This window comes from Stenotrophomonas sp. STEN022, from assembly GCF_056760155.1.
Map to the genome: position 1 here is coordinate 14,981 of NZ_JBRREG010000052.1, position 17,107 is coordinate 32,087.

Genomic DNA, 17,107 nt, shown 5'->3' on the forward strand with positions numbered 1-17,107 from the left:
CACGACGTTCCACATGGCTGCTCCGACGCCACCGCTGATCCCCGCCGATGTGCGCAGTCGCCTGCGCAGCCTGCGGCTGTGGCCGCAGCGGGCCGGCGGCAGCCGTGGCATCGGCGCGCATGCCAGCCGCAGCCGTGGTGCCGGTTTGGAATTCGCGCAATACCGCGCCTACGAGCCAGGCGATGAGCTGCGCCAGATCGACTGGAAGCTTTATGCGCGCTCGGACCGTTTCTTCGTGCGCGAGTCCGAACGCGAAAGCCCGATCACCGTGTGGCTGCTGCTCGATGCCAGCGCCTCGATGGCACAGGCCGATCAGGCACGGCCCGACTGGCAGCGCCTGGACGCGGCCAAGGTACTGGTCGCCTGCCTCGCCGAGCTGGCGATGCAGCAAGGCGATGCCTTCGGCCTGATCGCACTTGGCGGTGATGGCGTGCAGCTGCTGCCAGCCGGCAACGGCCTGCGCCAACGTGATCGGCTGCACCTGCAGCTGCATGCGTTGAAGGCTGCAGGGCAATGGCCACCACAGCAGAAGCTGTCGCCCTTGTGGGAACGCATCGCCAGCAATGACCTGGTGGTGATGGTCGGCGATGGCTTTGATACCGCAGGTGTTGAGCTGGCCGAGCGCCTGGCCAAAGCCGGCCGCGACGTCGTACACCTGCAGCTGCTGACCGTTGAAGAGCGTGATTTCCCGTTCCGCGATGGCCACCGTTTCCGCGATCCGGAAACCGGCGATGAGCTGCTCAGCGATGGCGCAACGGTGCGCGGCGAATACCTCGCCCGCTTCAAGGAAGCACAGCGCGTGCTGGATGCACGGCTGCAGGCCGCCGGCATCCGCCATGACACCGCCTATCTCGATGAAGCCATCGATGCACCCTTGCAACGCCTGTTCGGGCGCCGCAGCGGGAGCGGCGCATGAGCCTGCTGTGGCTGTTCCCGGCCGGTTTCCTGGCATTGGCAGCACTGTTGCTGCCGCTGCTGATCCACCTCGCCCGCCGCAGCGAACAGCGCATCATCGACTTCGCCGCGCTGCGCTGGCTGTCGGCCAAGCCACGTCCGCGTCGCCGCATCCGCTTCGACGAATGGCCGCTGCTGGTGCTGCGCTTGCTGCTGCTCGCCCTGCTGGCGATGCTGCTGGCACGGCCAGCACTGACAGGTGTGCCTGATACCCAGCCGCGCATCGCCGTAGTGCCCGGGGTTGACCTTGCCGCCGCCCAACGCAGCGTTGGCACCGCCGACGCGCAGTGGTTGTGGCTGGCAGCGGGCTTCCCGCGCATCGACAAAGCCGCCGCGCCGCAAGGCCCGCAGCCGGTATCCAGCCTGTTGCGAGAGCTGGACGCCTCGCTGCCAGCCGACGCCACGCTCACCGTGGTTGTCCCGTCGGTACTCGATGGGCTGGACGCGCAACGGCCACAGCTCTCGCGTGCGGTGCGCTGGCAGGTGCTGGAGCAGACCACTGCGACGGAAAAGCAGACGACCATCGCGTCGCCGCAGCTGCAGATCCGGCACGACGAAGCTGGCAAGCCGGGCGTGCGCTATCTCGATGCGGCTGCCAGTGCCTGGCGTAGCGCCAGGCCGCAGACGGCCGATGACACGGCCGCGTTCAGCGGTGACGACACGCTACGCGTTTGGCTGTCGGCCAAGCCGCTGCCAGCCGATACAAGCGCATGGCTGCAACGCGGCGGCCGCCTGCTGGTGGATACACGCACACAGGTACCCGCCGATGCCCAACGCACGCCGCTATGGCGCGATACCAACGGCGTACTGGTCATTGAACAGATCAGCACGCCACAAGGCCAATGGCTGCGTTGGGCGGCACCGCTGCAGCCGGCAAGCCTGCCGGTGCTGCTTGATGCGGAGTTCCCAGCTGGACTGCGCTCGGTACTGCAGGCTGCACCCACACCGCGCCGTGCGCTGGCAGCGACGATGCAGCCGGGCACCGGCGCTACGCCGTATCCGCAGCCAGCAACCGAGCTGAGCCACTGGCTGCTGTTGGCAATAGCCCTGTTGTTCCTGTTTGAGCGCTGGCTGGCCAGTGCACCGCGCCGACGAGGCCAGGCATGAACGCGCCTGCTCTGCTGCGCGCTGCACGGCGACGCACGCTGCTGATTGCCTTGTCCGCCGGACTGCCGCTGGCCCTGGCGGTCGGCGTGCTGGCAACGCGCATGTTCGGCCTCGATGCCGCTTGCATGATCACCACGGCGGGCTTGCTGGTTGCTGCGGGCGTCGCGGTATGGCGTGCGCGACGGCTGGATGCGCGCTGGCTGGTTGCACGTCTGAACGACCATCCGCGCTTCGAGGACAGTGCTGACCTGCTGTTCGCCGCAGCGTCCACGCTCAACCCGTTGCAGCAACGCCAGCGCCGCCATATCGAACAGCGCCTGCAAAGCAATCCGCCGGACCTGCGTCCTCGCTGGCCTTTGCCACGCGTGTTGCTGTGCTTTCTGGTTGCCGTGTTGATCGCGGCGGCTGCACTGCTATGGCCGCGCGGTGTGGTCAATGCACCCCCTGGTGCTGATGTAAGCCCGGCTGGCAGCGTCGCGGCGAACAGCGCGCCCGCTTTGCGTGGCAGCTGGCTGCAGGTCACACCCCCAACATACAGCGGCCAAGCAGCAAGCTCCGGTGACAAGCTCGACGCACGCGCCCTGCAAGGCAGCCGTCTGCAGTGGCGCCTGCAGTTCGCGCCACAGCCGCAGCACGCGTGGCTGCAGTTCCACGACGGCCGCCGGCTGGCATTGCAGCGCGATGGTGACTACTGGCGCGCTAGCGAGGTGTTGCATCGTGCGGGCTTGTACCGTATCCACACCGAGCCGGCGATGACGGCCGCCGGACGCGCCTATCGCCTCGATGTGGTGGTGGACCGCCCGCCACTGGTCAAGGTCATCGAGCCGGCACAGACACTCAACCAGGCAGCACCGCGTCAGCGCTCGTGGCAACTGCGCTTTGAAGCCAGCGATGATTTCGGCGTCAACAGCGCCGCTACGCTTGATATCACCACCGCAAAAGGCAGCGGTGAAAACATCAGCTTCCAGCAGCGGCAACTGACGCTGAGTGGCACCGGACCGGCGACGGCACGACGCTTCGCCTACAGCGCCGACCTGGCCGCGCTCGGCTTGGAACCTGGCGATGAAGTTGTCGCGCGCCTGAGCGTCCGCGACAACCGCAGCCCGCAGCCGCAGGAGGCGCGCAGCGCCAGCCTGATCCTGCGCCTGCCCAGCGAGCAGCAGGTGCAGGCCAGTGATCTGGAAGGCGCGATCAAGAAGGTGATGCCGGCCTACTTCCGCAGCCAGCGGCAGATCATCATCGACGCCGAAGCACTGCTCAAGCAGCGCGGCAGCCTCGATGCGGACACCTTCATCAAGCGCGCCGATGCCATCGGCGTGGACCAGCGTATCCTGCGCCTGCGCTACGGCCAGTTCCTCGGCGAAGAAGCCGAGGGTGGTGCGAAGGCACCGCCGACCGGCGACCTGCCGACCAGCGATGCAGCCGGTGCCGAAGGACATGCGGATCACGCCGATCATGCGGAAGATGATGGACACGGCCACGACCACGGCGGCGCAGCCGAAAGCACACCGGTGTTCGGCAGCGCCACCGACGTGCTGTCCGAGTACGGCCATACCCACGACCATGCCGAGGCCGCCACCCTGCTCGATCCGCAGACCCGCGCCATCCTCAAGTCCGCGCTCGACCAGATGTGGCAGTCCGAGGGCCACCTACGCCAGGGCCACCCGGATCAGGCGCTGCCATACGCCTATAAAGCCCTGGCCTTCATCAAACAGGTGCAGCAGGCCGAGCGTATCTATCTGGCGCGCGTGGGCAGTGAATTGCCGCCCATCGACATGGCCCGGCGCATGACCGGCAAGCGCGATGGGCTTGGCAATCGCGCTGTGCAGCTGACGGCGCGACCTGCAGGTGATGCCGTCGTCGCCAATGCGTGGCATGCATTGGCATCCACCGACGAGAACATCGATCTTGATGCCTTGTCGCGTTGGCTGGACGCACACCCCAACGCCGTGCCCGATCCGCTGGACGTCGTCGCAGCGATAGACGCGCTGCGTCAGCAGCCCGATTGCCGCACATGCCGCAACGAACTGCGTGCGCAACTGTGGCCGGCCCTGCGTCGCGCCGACGGGCCGCCCGCGCGCCGCAATGCAGCGGACGCCGCCGGTCGTCGCTACCTTGAAGCACTCTCGGCACCGCAGGAGCCAGCACGATGACGCCCTGGCTCCCGCTCGTCCTGCTCGCACTGGCCGTCGTGCTGGGCAGCCTACGCTTCGCGCTGTCGCCACGCCCGCGCACAGCGCGTCTTGCCCCCTTGCTGTTGCTGCAGCTTGCTGCCGCTGTGTTGCTGTACTTCACCCTGTATCCACCATCGCGCTCCGGTCGTGCGGGAACGCTGGTGGTTGCCACAGCCGGCGCAAGCACGGCGGAGGTTGCGGCCGTGCCGGCAGCAACCTATGTGCGCCTGCCGGAAGCAGCGGTGCTGGCGTCTGCGACGGCAGTGCCGGATCTTGCAACCGCGCTACGTCAGCACCCAGGCACACGTGAGCTGGTGATCGTCGGCCAGGGCCTGCCAGCACGTGATCGCGATATCGCGCTGCCGCCGCTACGCTTTCTGCCCACCGCTGCACCGCGAGGGCTGGTGGAATTGCAGGCACCGCCGTTGCTCGCGCCGGGTGCGGCCTTCACCGTGCACAGCCGCGTGCAGGGCATGCCTGAAGTACGCGTGGAACTGCTGGACCCTGCCGCTCATCGTGTCGATATCAGCACCACTGACGCAGCAGGCCGGGCGAGTTTGCGTGCCAGCGCGCGCGAACCCGGCGATGTGGCTTTTACACTGCGCGTGTTGGATGCCGGCGGCAAGGTGCTGGACCAACTTCCGGTGCCCGTGCGTGTACGCGAAAGCACAGCTCCCAGCATCCGCATGCTCGCCGGTGCCCCTGGCCCTGAACTGAAGTATCTGCAACGTTGGGGCAAGGATATCGGCGCAACGCTGCAGACCAGCATGTTGATCGGTGGCGGCCTGCAGATGGGTGATGCGCCGGCCTCACTCGATGCTGCCAGTCTCGCCCGCCTGGACCTGCTGCTGCTTGATGAGCGCCGGCTTGCGGGCCTGTCATCCGCACAGCGAGCGGCGATCACCGAGGCGATACGCGGCGGACTGGGTGTACTGGTCCGTACCAGCGGTGCCTTGGACGGCAGCGCTCGCCGCGCGTTGCGCGAATGGGGCCTGGAGGCACGCGGCGGTGACCAGACCAAACCGGTCGCACTACGCAGCATTACCGATGCCGAACAGAACAGAGCCACGCTTGCGGTCGAGCGCTTCAATCTGGAACTCAGCAGCGCTGATGTGGTGCCCTTGCTGCGCGCAGCGGACGGCAGCGCGATAGGTGGCTGGCGCGCACTTGGCCTGGGCAGGGTTGGCGTGCTGCCGATCACTGACAGCTATGCGCTGGTGCTCTCGGGCCATGCCGACATGCACGCCGAACTATGGAACGCCGCCTTGGCGAGCGTCGCCCGATCGCTTCCGGATTCGCCCACGCTGCCATTGCCCGCCTGGGCCTGGAGTGGCGAACGCTTCAGCCTTTGCGGACTGAGCGCTCCCGCGCAGATGGTCGCCGAGGACGGCAGCCGTACCGAACTACTGCCCGACCCTTCCGCTGGCAACTGTGTTGCGGCGTGGCCACAGATGGCCGGATGGCACCGCGTTGAAGCAGGCGAACAGCAGCAGAGCATGCTGCTGCTGGACCCGGAGAAAGCAGTCGCATTGCATGCGCAACAGATGCGCGATGCGACGTTTGCATTGAGCGGCAGTGCCGTGCGTACAACCCCACTGCCGATCCCGGGGCCGCGTTGGCCCTGGTTGCTGGGGTTCGTGCTGATCGCCTCCTTGCTTTGGTGGCTGGAGCGCAGGCGAACGGGTGGAGCGGCAGCGCAAGGCTGAAGTGATTGATGGCTTGGAAAGAGCAACATCAACAGCGCCCCCTTCCGCCTTTCGGGTACCCCCGCCTTCGCGGGGGCAGGCCCTTTGATCCCCCGCATGCGTGGGAAGGCAAGTCAGCACATAGCGCGTCGGAGCCCATGATCAGCCCCCTCCCTTTGCCGTAGGCAAGGGGGTGAAGAAGGCCTGCTTGCGCGCCATTGGCGCGCGGCCTGATGAACGAACGAAGGCTGCGCCTTCCGGCCGGATGGGTTGGGGAGGGTGCCTCTCGCATCGCACTGAATCCGCGCCAGCATGCAACCAATCCAACAACTCCTTGAACCCCATCACTGATTGACCCCGGCCTTCACCCACACCCAAAACCGCTGCGGTAGAACCACACACGCAGGGGGTTCCAAGCTTGGGGGTCCTACCGATGATGCACCGTCATACCGCCGTGCTGCTGTCTGCCGTCATCACCAGTGCCATAGTTGTTCCCGCACTTGCCCAAACCACGATCAAGCCACCTGTTGCCAACAACGAACAGGTACTGGACATGCAACTGAAAATGGAAGAAGCACGCATGCTGCCCTTGCGGGCGATGTACGCGCGCTACTTCCAGCAAGCGTATCGCCGCTACCCCGGCATCCCGCGTGGCACGCTGGAGTCGCTGGCGTTCGTGCAGAGCCGCTGGTCGCCACTGCAACCCGATGCGCCCGACCAGGACCAGGCGCATCTGCGCATGCCGCCCGCCTGGGGCGTGATGGGTTTGTATGCCGGTGGTGGCTTCGAGGACCAGGTTGGCGAAGCCGCCAAGCTGCTTGGCGTGTCCACAACTGCCGTGCGCAACGACGCGGCAACCAATATCCTGGCGGCCGCTGCGTTGCTGGATGCGCAGATCCGCCTGGACCATCCCGAAGCCGGCACTGGCGGCGCGCCGACACCTGAAGCAATCCGTCCCGCGTTGATGCGCTACGCGGGCTATGCGCCTCGCGGCAGCGGCCTGGCCGCACGCAGCGCCGTCGATGACTATGCACGCACCAGCTTTGCCTACGATGTGCTGCTGGCGCAGGACCGCGGCGTCAATGATCGCGGCATCGTCGTACCCGAGCGTGCCATCGCCTGGGAGCAGGCCTTCGACGCGCCGCAGCTGGTGACATTGCGCGCGCCGATGGTGCGCCTGGATGTGAGCAGGGATCGCGTCGAGACCGACGCATTCCGTATCGACCCGATCAGCGAAACCCTGCAGGCAGGCAGCACTGCGGCCGGAGATACCGCCGCCAGCCCTGCGCTGGAGGCCAGCATCCAGAGCACCGACTATGGCCCCGCGATCTGGAGCGCCGCCTCGACCTCCAACTACGCGGCATCGCGCTCGGCAGCGATCAGTGCAGTGACCATCCACACCACGCAGGGCAGCTACGCCGGCACCATCTCCTGGTTCAAGAATGCTTCCGCGCAGGTCAGCGCGCACTATGTCATCCGCTCCTCCGACGGACAGGTGACGCAGATGGTGCGCAATGCCGATACCGCCTGGCACGTCGGCAGCCAGAACAGCTATACCTTGGGCATCGAGCACGAGGGCTACGTCGACAACAGCTCCTGGTACACCAATGCCATGTATGACGCTTCGGCAGCACTGGTTCGCAACTTCTGCGCCACGTATAGCGCGATCAGTTGCGCCAGTGCGTATAGCGGGGCATCCAGCAGCGGCATCAACGTGTTGGCTGCCAGTGTCAAGATCAAGGGCCACCAGCATTACAGCGGGCAGACGCATACCGACCCGGGCATCAACTGGAACTGGTCCAAGTACTACACGCTGCTGAATCCGGGCAGCGGTGGTGGCACCGGCACGGTCACCTACCTGGATCGCTTCGAGAGCAGCGTCGGCCATTTCGATACCAGCCCCAGCTATTCGGGTAGCACCACCGGTATCAGCACGGCATCCACCGCCACACGGGATTGCACCACACAGAAGAACGGGAGCTGTTCGTTGCGGGTGCTGCTGAAGGACAACACCGCGAGCGCTGCCGACTGGGCGGTGCGTCTGCTGTCGGGAAGTGGTGCGCCTGCAAGCAATACCGCGCTGACCCGCGCCAATGGTGTCGTCGGGTTCTGGGTGTGGAGTGGCGGTACCGGAACCACGGTTGGCATCGGCATCGACGACGGTGATGGCACCGAGCGTTCAAGCAGCAAGGCCATCGCTGCCAATACCTGGACCTATGTGTCGTGGTCATTGAACGACGCGGCGCAGTGGAATGCCTGGGTGAATGGCAATGGGGCGATCACCGGCAGCAGTGTCACGCTGGATGCGATCTGGCTATATCACGCCAATACCGCGTATGACCTCAATGTGTATATCGATGATGTGCAGATAGCGAATTGATCTGCAAGGGGGCCGACGGCCTTACCTGTTGAGCGCAGCGGTGCTGCGCTGTGGCTTTTCTTGCAAGGCCCCTGCCGAGCATGGCTCGGCACTACAGCTGCCGGCGGCCTTTGGCTTCGGCTTTAGCTTTAGCTTTAGCTTTAGCCCTTCTCCCGCTTGCGGGAGAAGGGTTGGGATGAGGGGAGGCTTTTGATCTTGCCGGTAAAGCCCCTGCCGAGCGTGGCTCGGCACTACAAGGGCCTGCTTTAGCCTTGGCCCTTCTCCCGCTTGCGGGAGAAGGTGCCCCGTAGGGGCGGATGAGGGGAGCTTTTGATCTTGCCAGCAAATCCCCTGCCGAGCATGGCTCGGCACTACTTGCGGGCGGTGAAGATGGGCGTGAGGTAATCGGTGCTGCCTTCGATCCGCTCCAGCGTTGGGTAACGCAGGCCGTCGTGGTAGTCGATGCTCAGCGTGCGGTAAACATCCACTTCCTTCACCAGCAGGCGCACCGGTTGCTTGCTGTCCTTGGCCGCACGCACGGCTTCCTCCAGCTCGTCGGCGCTGTACTGCAGGTCGTTCACTGCCAGCACCTGCATGCCGGTGCCGACGCCGGCGTTGAACGCCGCACTGTCCCAGCGTACTTCGTTGACGTAACCGGCCGGGCTCAAAGAAACACCCAGCGAGTAGATGAAGTTGGCACCGCGACCCTTCATCATCGCCTTGAAGTACGCGCTGGGTTTGTCCTTGTAGACCAGCTTCCAGCCAGCCGCTTCGATGCCGCCGACCAGGCCGGTCTTGCGTTCGAGGCGATCACGCAGGAATTGCGACCAGTCACCGGTCGGCTGCACCTGCTCCAGGGTCGCGGCAACGTCGTCGTAGGTATAGGTATCCGGGCGTTCCCATTGGCCATCGTTCTGGCCGAAGAAGGCCTTGGCGAAATCATCCAGGCTGCGCTTGCCGCCACTGAGCGTGCGCAGGCGCACGTCGGCTTCCAGCCATAGCATCTGCCCGCCCTGGTAATAGTCCTCGCTCATCTGGTAGCCGCGATACGGCTTGGGCTTACGGCGCGCGATCACCGGGTCGTTGGTGGTATCGCCCAGCGAACGCCACTCCAGGCCAGGGCGGTTGTCCGCATAGGTAGCCGCAACCATCGCCAGCGCATCACGCGACGCGTCCAGCGGACGGATGCCAGCGCGCGCGGTCAGCACATTGCCCCAGTACTGGGTCTGCCCTTCGTAGACCCACAGCAGGCTGCCCTGCATCGGCACGTTGTAGTTCAGCGTGGCCAGGTCGGCCGGACGACGGTACTTGCCGTCCCAGGAGTGGGTGTACTCATGGCCAAGCAGATCGCTGCTGCCGACCTTGGCATCCCAACCGCTGAAGTAATCACGGTCTTCGCTGTTCTCGCTGGAGCGCTGGTGTTCCAGGCCGATACCGCCGAGCTGGTTGGTCACCGCGAACAGGAAATCGTAGTGGTCGTAGTGCTCGGCACCGAACAGCTTGCGTGCCTGGGTTACCAGCGCCCGGTGCTGCTCGATGTGCTCGGGCTTGGCTTCCAGATCCTTTGCGCGGTCGGCAAACACGTTCAAGCGCACCGGACGCGTACCGGCCGGGGCCAGATCGAACATGCGGTGATAACGGCCGGCGAACACCGGCGAATCCACCAGGATTTCCAGATTGGTCGGTGCGTAGTTGACGGTGTCGCCGTTGCGGCTGGCCACGGTCAGGGCGCTGGCCGCCTCCCAGCCCTGCGGGTAACGCGCACTGGCCTGGTAGGTGATGGCATGTGCGGCGTGACCGGCCGGGTACAACAGCATCGCGTTCCACTGCAGGTTGAGCATGTTCGGCGTCATCACCGTGCGACCCTGCGCCGAATCGGTGGGGCTGAGGAACTGGAAGTCCATGCGCAGTTCGGTAACGCCTTCGGGCACCTGCACGTTGAAGGTGTAGACGTCGAGCGGGTCGCGTACCCATTCCAGGCGCTGGCCATTGGCATTGATCACCAGCCCGGCCAGCTTTTCGATCTGGCCGCTGGGGGAATGACTGCCCGGCAACCAGGCCGGGTAATGGAAGCGCTGCAGGCCCGGCTGCACCGGCACCGTCTGCCGTACCTTGAACACGCGCTGGCCCAGATCGGTGGCGTCCACTTCGAGGCGGATGGTGCCCGGATACGCGGCCTCGCTGATCTTCACCCCGCGTGCGTCCACGTCAGCCACCGCCGGCGCCGCGTTGGCCAAACCCATGGCGGCCATCAGGGCCAACCCCAGTACTGCAGGACGGAACACATGCATCACCAACCTCTCGCTTGTCTGAGAAGACCATGATGCGGCAAGCCCGCACTGCCTGACACGGGCCGATGGTCATCAACACCTCAGCGGTAGTGCCGAGCCATGCTCGGCTGGGGGCCTCATGCATGGACCAAAGATCACCAAGATCACCAAGATCACCCAGCGAAGCATGACCGTATTTGTGGGAGCGGCGTCAGCCGCGATGCCACGAATGCCTGCTGGTCTGGCATTCGTGGCAATTGCTATCAGGCCGGTTGGGATATTGCTGTCTGCTGCTTCGGTGGGTGCAGTGGCTTCGCGGCTGACGCCGCTCCCGCAAAACCCAGACTTACGTGCGGACGAATATCTCCACACGCCGATTCAGCTGCCTGCCGCTGGGGTTGTCCCTGCCATTGACCTCATTCGGCGCAACCGGCTGCGATTCGCCGTAGCCGTGTGCCGTCGCTTCGGTGGCACTGCCGCGCTGGCGCAATGCGGCAAGCACGGCCTGTGCACGACGCTCGGACAGATCCTGGTTGTAGTCGTCGCTACCCTTGGCGTCGGTATGGCCGCGGATCTCCATCGCGCTGGATGGCACCTTGCCCAGCGCCGTCGCCAGCACATCCAGTACCTTGCCGGCATCAGGACGGATGACATCCTTATCGAAATCGAACAACACCTTGTCGTTGAGGGTGATCACGTAGCCGCACGGCGCGCCGGACGGTTTGAACTTGTCCAGCAGCGGGAATTTGCCGGCGGGTAACAACGGCGGCAGCGGCGCCATCTTCACTTCGCGCCGCACCGCACCCAGCGTGCCGGTGCCCTCGCCGCGATTTTCGACGATGCCTTCAGGGCCGCCGATCCACTTGCCCGAACCGTCGGCGTGGATCTCGATGTTGCCGTCACTGCCAACCCAGCTGCCCGAGCCATCACCGTGGTTCTCGATGCTGCCGAAGCCCCCCACCCAGCTGCCGCCGCCCTTGCCGTCCAGCTCGATGTTGCCGTGCGCGCCCACATAGGTGCCGGAGCCATCGGCATTCACTTCGAAGGTGCCTGCCTCGTTGACCACGCTACCGCTGCCATCCGGCTTTACTTCCACCACGCCGTCACCGGTCACCGCCTGGCCGCTGCCATCGGCACCGATGTTGAACACGCCGTGGCCGCCGACGCGCTCCAGGTTGCCTTGCGCATCGACGTTGGTGAAGCCGCTTTCGTTGACCAGTCCACCATCGGTGGCGCAGTTTGCCGGGCGCACGCTGATGCCGGCGACCGGATCGATCAGCGATTGCATCGACAGCTCCAGCCGCCTCTGTGCCGGACCGCTGCCGATGATGCTGGGCACCATGATGGTCGGTATCACCGGGAACTCGATGCTGCCTGCGGTAAGCACTTCCGCGCTGGACGATACCGGCGCTATGGCCGCCGCAGGCGCAGCTTCCGGTGCTGCAGCAATTTGATCAGCAGGTGCATCGCGCCCGCAGGCGGCGACAAGAACGCTGAGACAAGCCAGTGACACAGCAGCAACACGCATGCAGCAACTCCGTTTGTGCGAAGCGCTCATTCTTGCCAGAGCAGCGTTCAATTTCCGTGACCAGCGCATCGCCGCCGCTGCTTCGATCAGGATTCATCCAGCGCAGCGAAGGACGCCGCAAGGTGATCAATGAACAAGCGCACCGACGGCAACAAGCCGCGTCTGGAAGGAAACACCGCATGGATGATTTCTTTCGGCGGTGCCCAGTCCGGGGCGACATTGACCAACTGCCCTGCATCCAGCGCGTCACGCACGATCATCGTTGGCAACTGCGCCACGCCGACGCCGGCCAATGCGGCGGCACGCAACGCCACCATGCCGCGGGTGATCAAACGCGGATGATGCGGTACTTCGGCGCTCGCCCCATCAGGGCCGATCAAGCGCCAGATGTGCTCGCCCTGCGGCACACCCAAGGCAACGCTGGGCAATAGATGCAGATCGGCGGGGCCGTGCGAATGGCCATGTGTGTCAAGCAAAGAGGGGGCCGCCACCAGGCATTGGGTGCGCTCGGCCAACACCTTCAACACCAGCTCGCTGTCTTCCAGCGGCGGCGGGCGCACGCGGATGGCCACATCCACGCCTTCGGCGATGACGTCGACGCGGCGGTTGGTGGCGTCCAGATGCACTTCCACGTCCGGGCAATGCGCCATGAACTCGGCCACCATCGCCGCCACCCGGAAATCCAGCAGCATGGTCGGGCAACTCACCCGCACCACGCCACGCGGCTGCGAGCGGGTCAGCTCGATGGATTCAGCCGCGGCTTCGGCCTCCACCAGCATCGCCCGACAGTGCGCATAAAAGGTCTGGCCGACCTCGGTGACCGAGAAGTGGCGGGTGGAACGCTGGATCAGGCGCACCCCCAGCCGTTCCTCCAGCAGGGCAATACGCCGGCTCAGCTTGGACTTGGGCTCGCCCAGCGCGCGCCCGGCCGGGGCAAAGCCGCCGTGCTCGACCACCTTGGCAAAGTAGTACAGGTCGTTCAGGTCCTGCATTGCAACTCCAGCGTTCACCAAATAGGACTATCAGACCACTTTTTGCCATCTACCGGCGTGATCGTCCCAAATCTAATCTTTGTTCCAACGCCGGCGCACCCCGCGCCGCCCAAGGAGCAGACAGATGAAGAAGATCAGTGGCCTGTACAGCGCGCCCCGCCCGCACTGGGTTGGTGATGGCTTCCCGGTCCGTTCGTTGTTTTCCTACAACACCCACGGCCGCCAGCTCAGCCCCTTCCTGTTGCTGGACCACGCCGGCCCGGCCGAGTTCAGCCCGACCGACAGCCCTCGCGGCGTTGGCCAGCATCCGCACCGTGGTTTCGAGACCGTCACCATCGTCTATGAAGGCGAGGTGGCACACCGCGATTCGACTGGCGCCGGTGGCGAGATCGGCCCGGGTGACGTGCAGTGGATGACTGCTGCCTCCGGCATCCTGCACGAGGAGTTCCACTCCGAAGCCTTCACCCAGCGCGGTGGCAAGCTGGAGATGGTGCAGCTGTGGGTCAACCTGCCGGCCAAGGACAAGATGTCGGCACCCGGCTACCAGAACATCAGCAACGCCGACATTCCGGTGGTGCCGCTGGCCGATGACGCCGGCAAGGTGCGGGTGATTGCCGGTGAATTCGGCGGCCAGCGTGGACCGGCCCGCACGCACACGCCGATGGACGTGTGGGACCTGCGCCTGTCGCGTGACAAGCACACCACGCTGCAGTTCGCCGAAGGCCACACCGTGGCGATGGTGATCCTGCACGGGACTGTGTTGCTCAACGGCAGCCAGCTTGCCCGCGAAGGCCAGCTGGTGCTGTTCGACCGCGCTGCCGGTGAGGTGGAGCTGGAGGCCAATGCCGACGCCACCGTGCTGGTACTGGCCGGTGAGCCGATCGACGAGCCCATCGCCGGCTACGGCCCGTTCGTGATGAACACGCAGGATGAAATCCGTCAGGCGATGGATGACTTCAACTCCGGCCGCTTCGGCCAGATCGCAGCGTAATCCGCCGATGACCGGGTTTAACCACCCGGTCATCTTTCTCTCGCGCTGGCGTTACTCCGTCGGCGCGACCCTGCCCCTCCCAATGGTGAGACAGCCATGTATACCTTCCCTCAAGTTGCCAACTTCAATGGCGCAAAACCCGTCATCGATCCGGACAACGTCGCGATGCTGTTGATCGATCACCAGAGCGGCCTGTTCCAGACCGTGCACGACATGCCGTTCACCACGCTGCGGCGCTTGGCATCGACGTTGGCCAAGCTTGCCTCGCTGGCGAAGATCCCGGTGATCACCACCGCCTCGGTACCGCAGGGCCCGAATGGCCCACTGATTCCGGAGATCCACCAGAACGCACCGCATGCGAAATACGTGGCGCGCAAAGGCGAAATCAACGCCTGGGACAACCCTGACTTCGTGCAGGCAGTGAAGGACACCGGCAAGAAGCAGTTGATCATTGCCGGCACCATCACCAGCGTGTGCATGGCGTTCCCGTCGATTGCGGCGGTGGCCGATGGCTACCAGGTGTTCGCGGTGATTGATGCCTCCGGCACCTATTCCAAGCAGGCGCAGGAAATCACCCTGGCGCGGATGATGCAGGCCGGCGTCGTGGTCATCGATGTGGCAGCGGTCGCCTCGGAACTGCAGAAGACCTGGAACCGCGAAGACGCCGCCGAATGGGCGCAGGCGTACACCAACATCTTCCCCAACTACCAGTTGCTGATCGAGAGCTACAGCAAGGCACAGGAAGTGGTGACCAACCACGAGCAGCTGGATTCGCAGCGTAGCTGAGCCCTATCGCGAGCTGGCTCCGCCGCAACCGCAAGGCGTAGCCAGCATCGCAACCGAACATGCAACAGCCCACATCGCCGGGAGTTCCCATGTCCGAGCTGTTCATCAATGTTGTTCTCTACGCCAAGCAGGGCCGCGAGCAACAGCTGCACGACGCACTGAAGGTCGTCGTCGATACATCGCGCAAGGAAGAAGGTGCCCTGCGCTATGACCTGTATCGCGACCAGGCAGACCCACGCCGCTTCATCTTCGTCGAGCACTGGGCCAGCCATGAGCTGCGCGAAAAGCACCATCACCACGGTCCACACATCAAGTATTTCGAAACGCACCACGCCGACGCCGTCGAGCGCATGGAAGCGGCGTACTTCATGGACCTCGTCAAGTAAGCCCCCGTTTACCCCGCCGCGATATGCGGCGCGATGCCCAAGCGCGTGCTGCGCCTTCAGCACCCCAGAAAGGAAACTCGCCATGACCAGTGAAACCAAACGTGACCCCAAGCGTGACGACCTGCTGACCCCGGAAAACGCGGCACTGATCGTCATCGACTACCAGCCGGTACAGGTGAACTCCATCGCCTCGATGGATCGCCAGCTGCTGGTCAACAACATCGTCGGCGTGGCCAAGGCCGGCAAGGTCTACGGCCTGCCGATCGTGCACTCCACGGTCAACGTGAAGACCGGCCTGAACCACCCGCCGATCCCGCAGTTGCGCCGCGTACTGAAGGATGAGCCCACCTACGACCGCACCACCATCAACTCCTGGGAGGACGTGGAGTTCCGCAAGGCCGTGGAAGCCACCGGCCGCAAGAAGCTGATCATGACTGCCCTGTGGACCGAGGCCTGCCTCACCTTCCCGGCGCTGGATGCGCTGCGCGAAGGCTATGAGGTGTATGTACCGGTGGACGCTGTGGGCGGCACTTCGCTGGCCGCGCACGAGGCAGCCTTGCGTCGCATCGAGCAGGCTGGCGGCAAGATGATCAGCGTGCCGCAGCTGTTCTGCGAACTGCAGCGCGACTGGAACCGCGCCGACACCGCCAAGCAGTTCATGGAGCTATTCATCAGCACCGGCGGTACCGCTGGTATCCAGTTCTCCTACGACGCTGCCGAGTAAGCAGGCAGCGTGCCCTCCCTCTCCGGCAAACGGAGAGGGAGAGACATGGCTGCACTCGGGAAATCAGCAGGCATCGTGCCGGCCTCGGCGCTCGTGCATGAATACGCAGGCACTATCCAAAGGTCCAGTTCCACCCATCACTGCTGCCGCGCTACCGTCCCCCGGTTGCTTCCCACGGTATCCGCCCCATGCAGCCCACGACCCAAGACACCGCCTCGGCGCGCTTTGCGATCCGCTGTGCGAATTTCGCCGAACGCTGGTTCCCCGATTCCTGGGTGTTCGCCGCCCTCGCCCTGGCCGCCGTCTCGCTGGCCGCGCTGTCCATTGGCGCCGCACCTACCGACACCGCCAAGGCCTTCGGTGACGGCTTCTGGAGCCTGATTCCCTTCACCATGCAGATGGCCTTCGTGGTGATCGGCGGCTATGTGGTGGCCTCGTCGGGTCCGGCCTCGCGCTTGATCGATCGGCTGGCCCGCGTACCCAAGAACGGCCGCAGCGCGGTCGCACTGGTCGCCATCGTGTCGATGACCGCCTCGTTGTTGAACTGGGGCCTGAGCCTGGTGTTCGCCGGCCTGCTGGTACGTGCCTTGGCCCGCCGCAGCGAATTGAAGATGGATTACCGCGCTGCTGGCGCGGCGGCGTATCTCGGCCTGGGTGCGGTGTGGGCGCTAGGCCTGTCCTCATCCGCCGCACAGCTCCAGGCCAACCCGGCCAGCCTGCCGCCGTCGATCCTGTCGATCACCGGCGTCATCCCGTTCACTGAAACCATCTTCCTGTGGCAGTCCGGCGTATTGCTGGCCGCGTTGGTGGTGGTATCGCTGATCATTTCCTACGTCACCGCACCGGCTGCCAATTCCGCACGCGATGCCGCTGATTGCGGCGTGGATGTCATGAGCGATGCGGCACCGGTCAAAACCAAGCCGACCCGCCCCGGTGAATGGCTGGAACACAGCCCGCTGCTGATCCTGCTGTTGGTCGCGCTGGCCGCTGGCTGGTTGATCCACGAGTTCAGCACCAAACCGGCGATCCAGGCGATCTCCCGACGCCCCCCCTCAATTGAGTAGCAAGCTGCTTTGGAGTCCAATCCCCAACGAGAAGGAGATTGGACGTGAAAAAGCGTTTCAGCGAAGAGCAGATCATCGGCTTCTTGC

Annotated in this window: 12 protein-coding genes and 1 pseudogene; 10 read left to right on the plus strand and 3 right to left on the minus strand. The window is 64.9% G+C overall.

Annotated features, from left to right (window positions below; genetic code table 11):
* Positions 1–13: 13 nt before the first annotated feature.
* From ACVOMF_RS12140 to ACVOMF_RS12160, 5 genes are all read left to right on the plus strand, one after another.
* Entirely contained in the window at positions 14–916 is a 903-nt protein-coding gene (locus ACVOMF_RS12140) for a DUF58 domain-containing protein (RefSeq protein ID WP_481509517.1), read from the plus strand.
* The gene (locus ACVOMF_RS12145) at positions 913–2,061 is read left to right on the plus strand and encodes a BatA domain-containing protein (protein ID WP_481509518.1); all 1,149 of its coding nucleotides are present in this window, start codon (positions 913–915) and stop codon (positions 2,059–2,061) included. The genes ACVOMF_RS12140 and ACVOMF_RS12145 overlap by 4 nt, the downstream gene beginning before the upstream one ends.
* A complete protein-coding gene (locus tag ACVOMF_RS12150) occupies positions 2,058–4,214 on the plus strand; it encodes a hypothetical protein (protein ID WP_481509519.1) in 2,157 nt (718 codons plus the stop codon). Before ACVOMF_RS12145 ends, ACVOMF_RS12150 begins: the two co-directional genes overlap by 4 nt.
* The gene (locus ACVOMF_RS12155) at positions 4,211–5,941 is read left to right on the plus strand and encodes a carboxypeptidase regulatory-like domain-containing protein (RefSeq protein WP_481509520.1); all 1,731 of its coding nucleotides are present in this window, start codon (positions 4,211–4,213) and stop codon (positions 5,939–5,941) included. Before ACVOMF_RS12150 ends, ACVOMF_RS12155 begins: the two co-directional genes overlap by 4 nt.
* 412 nt (positions 5,942–6,353) lie before the next feature.
* Positions 6,354–8,300, plus strand: a complete 1,947-nt coding sequence (locus tag ACVOMF_RS12160; protein WP_481509521.1) for an N-acetylmuramoyl-L-alanine amidase — start codon at positions 6,354–6,356, stop codon at positions 8,298–8,300.
* Between the two features lie 350 nt (positions 8,301–8,650).
* Here the strand turns inward: ACVOMF_RS12160 and ACVOMF_RS12165 are convergent, their stop codons facing one another.
* The 3 genes from ACVOMF_RS12165 to ACVOMF_RS12175 all read right to left on the minus strand — a co-directional run bounded on the left by ACVOMF_RS12165 (position 8,651) and on the right by ACVOMF_RS12175 (position 13,069).
* Positions 8,651–10,570, minus strand: coding sequence for a M61 family metallopeptidase (locus ACVOMF_RS12165; protein ID WP_481509522.1), 1,920 nt, complete (start codon positions 10,568–10,570; stop codon positions 8,651–8,653).
* Positions 10,571–10,895: 325 nt separating this feature from the next.
* Positions 10,896–12,077, minus strand: a complete 1,182-nt coding sequence (locus ACVOMF_RS12170) for an OmpA family protein (RefSeq protein ID WP_481509523.1) — start codon at positions 12,075–12,077, stop codon at positions 10,896–10,898.
* A gap of 86 nt (positions 12,078–12,163) precedes the next feature.
* Positions 12,164–13,069: a LysR family transcriptional regulator gene (locus ACVOMF_RS12175; protein ID WP_481509524.1), complete on the minus strand. Its 906-nt coding sequence runs from the start codon at positions 13,067–13,069 to the stop codon at positions 12,164–12,166.
* A 124-nt stretch (positions 13,070–13,193) separates the two neighbouring features.
* Here ACVOMF_RS12175 and ACVOMF_RS12180 point away from each other — a divergent pair, with 124 nt between their 5' ends.
* The 5 genes and pseudogenes from ACVOMF_RS12180 to ACVOMF_RS12200 all read left to right on the plus strand — a co-directional run.
* The gene (locus ACVOMF_RS12180; RefSeq protein ID WP_481509525.1) at positions 13,194–14,060 is read left to right on the plus strand and encodes a pirin family protein; all 867 of its coding nucleotides are present in this window, start codon (positions 13,194–13,196) and stop codon (positions 14,058–14,060) included.
* Between the two features lie 96 nt (positions 14,061–14,156).
* Entirely contained in the window at positions 14,157–14,846 is a 690-nt protein-coding gene (locus ACVOMF_RS12185; protein ID WP_481509526.1) for an isochorismatase family protein, read from the plus strand.
* An 89-nt stretch (positions 14,847–14,935) separates the two neighbouring features.
* Positions 14,936–15,232: a putative quinol monooxygenase gene (locus tag ACVOMF_RS12190; RefSeq protein ID WP_481509527.1), complete on the plus strand. Its 297-nt coding sequence runs from the start codon at positions 14,936–14,938 to the stop codon at positions 15,230–15,232.
* Between the two features lie 82 nt (positions 15,233–15,314).
* A complete protein-coding gene (locus tag ACVOMF_RS12195; RefSeq protein WP_481509528.1) occupies positions 15,315–15,956 on the plus strand; it encodes a hydrolase in 642 nt (213 codons plus the stop codon).
* 188 nt (positions 15,957–16,144) lie between these two features.
* Positions 16,145–16,996: pseudogene (locus ACVOMF_RS12200) on the plus strand (TIGR00366 family protein); the annotation flags it as partial.
* Positions 16,997–17,107 lie beyond the last annotated feature (111 nt).